This is a genomic window from Roseomonas sp. HF4, assembly GCF_005222755.1.
Classification (GTDB): Bacteria; Pseudomonadota; Alphaproteobacteria; order Acetobacterales; family Acetobacteraceae; genus Neoroseomonas.
In genome coordinates this window covers 268,812-274,811 of the sequence record NZ_STGD01000007.1, presented here as the reverse complement: position 1 = coordinate 274,811, position 6,000 = coordinate 268,812, and the positions used below count along the sequence as shown (strand labels likewise).

Genomic DNA, 6,000 nt, shown 5'->3' with positions numbered 1-6,000 from the left:
GACCCAGACAGCAACTGGTCCAGGATCGCGTCAGGGATGATCAACTCTTTCCGTCGGGCCATGGGGGAGCTCCTTCTTTCCCATCATGACCGGCCACACACGGAATTCCTGACAGTCCCTCGGAGCGGCCCGCCCGACCGTCGAAGTGTCAGCCGATGCGCATGGCGGCGCAAGCGTTGCGGGCACTCAATCCGCCGTCCAACCGCCATCCACCACGACGGAAGATCCCGTCATCAGCGCGCCCGCATCGCCGGCGAGCAGCAGGATCGCCCCCATCAGGTCCTCAACCTGCCCGATGCGGCCGAGCTTGATCTTGGACAGCACGCTCGCGCGGAAGGTCGCGTCCTCGAAGAAGGGTCGCGTCAGCGGCGTCTCGATGAAGGTCGGGCAGATCGTGTTCACGCGGATCCCGTGCGGAGCGAGTTCCACCGCCAGCGCCTTGGTCAGCCCCTCCAGCGCCCATTTCGAGGCGCAGTAGATGCTCCGGTTCGGCGCGCCGACATGCCCCATCTGGGAGGAGATGTTGATGATCGACCCGCCCCGCCCCGCCGCGACCAGCCGCCGCGCCACCGCCTGCGCCATGAAGAAGGCTGCGCGCAGGTTGAGGTCGAGGACCGCGTCGAAATCGTCGCGTGTCACCTCGGCGAAGGGCTTCGGCCGGTTGGTGCCGGCGTTGTTCACCAGTACGTCGAAGGGTTTGGCCGCGCTGATCGCAGCCTCCGCGGCATCGAGGTCCAGCACGTCGAGCACGAGCGCCTCCGCCGCTCCGCCCGCGGCGCGGATCGCCGCCGCCGCGTCCTCGATCTCGGCGGCACTGCGCGCGGCGAGCGTCACATGCGCCCCCGCATCGGCCAACGCGGCTGCCGCGGCGAGCCCGATGCCGCGCCCCGCGCCGGTCACCAGCGCGCGGCGCCCGTCGAGCCGGAAGGACGGCGTGCGGGGCAGGTCCATCGCTCACTCCACCGCGGAGGCATAGGGCACGTTGCGCCCGCCATAGCGGCGGACGCGGATGTTCGCCTGCTCCGCATGCCCGGCGAATCCCTCGAGCATGCAGAGCCGTGAGCAATAGGCCCCGATCATGGCGGACGCCTCGTCCGTCAGCACCCGCTGATAGGTCACGGTCTTGAGAAACTTGCCCACCCAGAGCCCACCCGTGTAGCGCGCTGCCTTCTTCGTCGGCAGGGTATGGTTCGTGCCGATCACCTTATCGCCGTAGGAGACGTTGGTGCGCGGCCCGAGGAAGAGCGCGCCGTAGTTCGTCATGTTGGCCAGGAAGTAGTCCGGGTCGCGCGTCATCACCTGTACATGCTCCGACGCGATGCGGTCGGCCTCGCGAACCATCTCCGCCTCGTCCTCGCAGAGGATGACCTCGCCGTAGTCCTCCCACGCCTTCCGCGCGATCCCCGCGGTCGGCAGGATCGCCAGCAGCCGCTCGACCTCCGCCATGGTCTCGCGCGCGAGCTTCTCGGAATTCGTCAGCAGGATCGCCGGGGAATTCGGCCCGTGCTCCGCCTGGCCGAGCAGGTCGGTCGCGCAGAGCTCGCCGTCCACCGTCTCGTCCGCGATCACCAGCGTCTCGGTCGGCCCGGCGAACAGGTCGATGCCCACGCGGCCGAAGAGCTGCCGCTTCGCCTCCGCCACGAAGGCATTGCCGGGGCCCACCAGCATGTCCACCGGCGCGATGCTCTCGGTGCCGAGCGCCATCGCGCCGACTGCCTGCACGCCGCCCAGGCAGTAGATCACGTCCGCGCCCGCCAGGTGCTGCGCGGCGACGATGGCGGGTGCCGGCCTGCCCTCGAAGGGCGGCGCGCAGGTCGTGATGTGCTGCACGCCAGCGACCTTCGCCGTCACCACCGACATGTGTGCAGAGGCGAGCAGCGGATACTTCCCGCCCGGCACGTAGCAGCCGACGGAATTCACCGGGATGTTCTTGTGCCCCAGCACGACGCCGGGCAGCGTCTCCACCTCGATGTCGCGCAGCGCGTCCTTCTGGTGCTGCGCGAAATTCCGCACCTGCTCCTGCGCGAAGCGGATGTCGTCGAGGTCGCGCGCCGAGAGCTGCGACAGGCAATCGCGGATCTCGGCATCGGTCAGGCGGAAATCCGTCCGATCCCACTTGTCGAAGCGGACGGACATCTCGCGCACCGCCGCATCCCCGCGCGCGGCGATGTCAGCCAGGATCCCCTCGACCGTCGCGCGGACCTTCGCGTCGTCCTCCGCCTGCGCCGCAACGTCGCGGCCCCGCTTCAGGTGGCGTGCCATGGCTTCCCTCCGCCCGTTTTCGCCGCAAGGCGTAGCGGGCTTGCGGGGCCTGTCAACCGAAGGGATTGGCGGGGCCGCCGTAGGGATAGAAGTCGCCGATCCGCAGGTGCTCGTAGGGCAGCGCCTCCAGTCGTACGGTGCCGAGGAAGGGCTCCTCCGGCTCGACCAGCAGGATCGTCGGCGCGAAGCCGCCGTCGTCGAAGCCGCGGCGGAAATGCACGCGCGACTTGATGGCGATGACGTCGTAATCCGCCGCGCGCAGGCCGAGCGACCAGAGTTCCTCCGGCTCCATGATCTGCACCAGGAAGGGGCTCAGCACGACGACATTGCCCGCGCCGAAGCGGATCGCGATCCAGTCCTGCCCGCGCCCCCGCGCGCGCGCCGATGTCGCGCCAGCGACCAACAGCACCTCGCCTGCGATCCGCACCGGCTCGCCCGCCGAGGGATCGACGCGCCCGCCTATCTCGACCTCGACCGCATCGCCAGGCTTCGCGCCGTGCAGCGCCGCGATCGCCTCCGGCGCCGCGATCGTTGCAACCAGTGTGCGCGACAGTCCCTGCGCGATGATCTCCCGTAGCAGCCATGTCGCGTAGCCGGACCGGTCGCTGTGGTCGGCCAGCACGACCGGCGCGCGCCCTTCCGTTACCGCCTGCTTCGCCAGCGCCACGCCGTCCGCGATCCGGTGCACCTTCGCGCTGGCCAGCAGGTCGGCCCGCCGCCGCCACGCCCATTCCGCCATGTCGCGCGCCACGCGCCGCGCGAGTTCCAGCTTGCCGTTCGTCGTCACCTGGATGGTCATGCCGGCATCCGGCACGTCGCTCCACGGGAAGCCGAAGTAGACGTTGACGAAGAGGTCCGGCTCGCGGGCCTCCCAGACCAGTGCGCGCTGCACGAGGTCGGACCACGGCGGCGCGCCAGTCCATTGCAGCACCGTGGGGGAGAGGATCGGCAGCTTCTGCGTGACGGTCGCCGGCGCGAAGTCGCCACGGATGGCGCGAACCAGCATCCGCGCTGCGCGCTGTCCCTGCAGATGCATGTCGTAATGCGGGAAGTACTTCACGCAGAACGCCATGTCGGCGTGGCGGAGGAAGTCCTCATCCTCGTTGCCATGCGGGTCGAAGGTGGCGGCGATGCGCGCCTGCGGCCCCACCACCTCGCGCACGCGGTGCGCGATCTCGGCCTCCGGCCGCGGCACGCCGCGCACGCCCATCGCCCCGTGCAGCGCGAGGTAGACACCGTCGAAGGGCCCGTTCTCCCGCAGCAGCGCGACCTGCCGGCCGAGGAAGGCCTCGAAGGCCTCGTTCGTGATCCAGCCCGAGCCTGTGCCGGTCTTCGGCCAGAGTGGCGATTCGATACCGACCAGTTCGACGTCCGGATACTCGCGCGCCACCTGCACGAAGCCGCCCATGTATCCCTTGGGAGCGGTAGCCAGCAGCGCCTCCCCCGAGGCCGGCGATCCGGGATAGCGGAAATCCTCCTCCGTCGTGTCGAAGGGCAGGAAGGTGACGGTCTCGTGCGCGAACTGCAGGACGGCGATGCGCATGGCGAGCCTCAGAACCGGCTGGGATCGTACGGGACGGGGTCGATGAAGGGCGTCTCGCCGTCCATCATCTCCGCCAGCAGGCGGCCTGTCGTCGGGCCCAGGGTGAAGCCCTGATGCGCGTGGCCGAAGGCGCACCAGGCGCCGGCCTGGTCGGGCAGCCTGCCGATGGCCGGCAGCATGTCGGGCAGGCAGGGCCGCACGCCCATCCAGGGCGCCTGTTCGATGCGCTCCGCAAGTGGCATCAGCGCGCGCGCCAGCGGCTCGGCGCGGGTGAGTTGGACCGGCGTCGGCGCTTCGTCCACCCGCGCGAATTCAGCGCCCGTGGTCAGGCGGATACCGGCGCGCATCGGCGCCAGCACGAAGCCCGCTTCGGTATCGACCATAGTGTGGTTCTGCACGGCGTTGCCGGCGAGGCGGAAGTGCACATGGTAGCCGCGCTTGCCGAAGAGCGGCGGCGCGTAGCCGAAGCGCCGCGTCACTTCGTCCGCATGGGCACCGAGCGCGATCACCACTTCGGCCGCTTCGGCGACCCCGTCCGCGGTCGCGACCCGTCAGCCGGACGAAGTACGTGTCAGCGTCCGTGCGTCGCCGTGCACGAAGCGCCCGCCGGCGTCGGCGAAACGCTGCGCATAGGAGAGGACCAGCCCCTGCGGGTCCGTGACGGAGACCGGGTCCGTCCAGTGGATCGCGCCCGCCCGTTGCTGCAGCAGGTGCGGCTCGGCCGTTGCGAGCCCCGCGCTGTCGAGCGCGACGAAATGCACGCCATGCTCGCGTCGCGCGGCTTCCGCCTCGGCGATCGCGGCCTCGAGGCGCCGCGGGTCCGCATGCAGGCGCAGCCAACCGACCGGTCGCATCAGCGCCATCGCGTCCGTGCCGCGCGCAATGGCCAGGTGCTCGTCGAGACAGGTGCGGATAAGCGCGGCATAGGCTTCGGCCACGCGCGCATAGCGCTTCGGCTCAGAATGCCACCAGTAGCGCAGCAGCGGGGATGCCAGCCCCGGCAGGGCGCCCCAGTGATACACCGCATCGACCGAGCGGTTGCGCGCGATGCGCAGGATCTCGGACGCCTCGCGCGGGAAGGGGTGCGGGTGCACCGCCTCGCGCTGGATCAGCCCGCCATTGCCGAAGGAGGCGCCTTCGCCCGGTCCCTGCCGGTCCACCAGCAGCACGTCGCGCCCACGCCGGGCCAGATGCAGCGCGATCGAAACCCCGACCATCCCTGCTCCGAGCACGATCACCGATGGCCGCATGCGTGCGCTTTCCCCTGATCAAGCCATACCAGTGTGCGGTCGCGTCGCCGTACCGACAAGGATGAGGTTCGGGCGCGGCGTCGCCTTGGCAGCAGGGCCGTTGTCGCCCCCGCGATCGACGCCGCAGCCGCCAGCCATAGAGCGCCAGTGCCGCGCCGGCCGAGGCGGCCATCGCGCTGGCGACGACCTACAGCCGGTCCCCGAGCCCGTCCGCCAGCGGGATCACCACCTGCGCGGGGGAGCGCCCGTATCTCGTCTGCAGGAAGGTTGCGAAATAGACGACCGACAAGACATAGCAGACGCTTTCCGCCACACCCTCGCCAGCAGCCGCAGCGCGGGTCCGGACATGGCGCCGCGCAGGCTTGGCCGCGCCGCGGGCTGCGCCGCCGCAGCCACCGGCCGCCGTGTCGTCGCCAGCTGGCCGAGCGCCGCGGCAACCGCGATCGTGCCGACGCACAGGATCACGCCCCGCCAGCCTATAAGCTGCCGATCCAGGCCGCGAGCGGCACACCCACGAGCAGGGAGAGCGACTGCTCCGCCATCACCCAGCTGAGTGCCTCGCCGCGTTGCCGGTCCTGCGTGCAGGTGGACGCTCCGCTATGATCACGCCGGTGAAGCCGCCGGCAAAGGCGCCGGCCATCGTCACCGCGACGGCAACTCCAAGATAGTCTCCGGACAGCGCCACCCCGACCATGCAAAGCGCAAGGCCGATCGGCCCGCCCACCAGGAAAGGCCGCCGGCCCCAACGATCCGAGCCCGCGCCCGCGATCAGGGAGGTGATTCCCCAGGTGATCGACGTCATCGCCATCAGGTTCGCGACGATGGGCAGGCTGGTCGAGAGGTCGCGCGCCATCTCGATCAGGAAGGGCGCGCGTCGTGCCGCTCGAAGACGCGGCAAACATCCCGAGGAACGCCTTGGCCAGCAGCGCCCAGGGCATGCGCGGT

General features: G+C 70.3%; 4 protein-coding genes and 1 pseudogene. All 5 read right to left on the bottom strand.

What is annotated here, in order from left to right; translation table 11 throughout:
- Positions 1-186: 186 nt before the first annotated feature.
- Positions 187-951 (bottom strand): SDR family NAD(P)-dependent oxidoreductase, encoded by a 765-nt coding sequence (locus tag E8M80_RS13365; protein ID WP_137126188.1) that lies wholly within the window; start codon positions 949-951, stop codon positions 187-189.
- A gap of 3 nt (positions 952-954) precedes the next feature.
- Positions 955-2,262: a histidinol dehydrogenase gene (gene hisD, locus E8M80_RS13360; protein WP_137126187.1), complete on the bottom strand. Its 1,308-nt coding sequence runs from the start codon at positions 2,260-2,262 to the stop codon at positions 955-957.
- A gap of 52 nt (positions 2,263-2,314) precedes the next feature.
- Positions 2,315-3,805: a M81 family metallopeptidase gene (locus E8M80_RS13355; RefSeq protein ID WP_137126186.1), complete on the bottom strand. Its 1,491-nt coding sequence runs from the start codon at positions 3,803-3,805 to the stop codon at positions 2,315-2,317.
- 8 nt (positions 3,806-3,813) lie between these two features.
- Positions 3,814-5,055, bottom strand: a pseudogene (locus E8M80_RS13350) (NAD(P)/FAD-dependent oxidoreductase).
- A 541-nt stretch (positions 5,056-5,596) separates the two neighbouring features.
- Entirely contained in the window at positions 5,597-5,953 is a 357-nt protein-coding gene (locus E8M80_RS13345) for an MFS transporter (protein WP_370287431.1), read from the bottom strand.
- Positions 5,954-6,000: the final 47 nt, after the last annotated feature.